The organism is Vibrio sp. 1978, assembly GCF_033344345.1.
In genome coordinates, this window is sequence record NZ_JAWPOP010000654.1 from 1 (window position 1) to 623 (window position 623).

Sequence of the window (623 nt, forward strand, 5' to 3'; positions counted from 1 at the left end):
AGCTGAGATATTTTGGCGGATAACTGCTGCTGGGTCTGATGTTCTTGCTGAAGTTTGTTTTGCGCTTGCGCTAAAGAGCGCGACATTTGGTTAAACGCCTCTCCAACGCGCGTGACTTCGTCATTGCCTGAAATAGAAATTTGCGAACCCGGCCCTTGCTGTGAAACCTTGATTACCCCAGTGCGGAGAAGATCCAGACGCTTCATCAAGTAGCTGCCTAGCGCAAATGAAAACAACGCCACCAGCGACATTTCGACAAAGGCAATCACCAAACTCGCATGAGTCGCAAACGAAAGCATTTGATGAACATGCTCGACGTGAACACCCATTTCTACCACGCCAAAAGTCTGATCGCCTAACGTAATTGCTTTCGCCACGTCATAAACACCGTCGCTTGCATCGAAAGGACGAACATTGGTTTCAACGCCTGTGTAATCACCTTGAAGCGTAAGTTCGATGCCATCTTGATTGACGATACGGATGTAAGCCAACTTGTGCTCACTTACGACAGAGCGTGCAAAGCTGTCTAAGTACGCCAGATCCGTTGCGATTACCGCGTCTCTCGAAGCTTGAGCAAACACACTCACCAAATTCTGGCTACCAACTTCGAGACTGGTCTCGTT

The 623-nt window shown here is 48.6% G+C and carries 1 protein-coding gene; it reads right to left on the reverse strand.

Going from position 1 to position 623, the window contains the following annotated elements:
• On the reverse strand, positions 1-623 hold a 623-nt coding region (locus tag R8N49_RS28360; RefSeq protein WP_318190598.1), incomplete at both ends, for a HAMP domain-containing protein.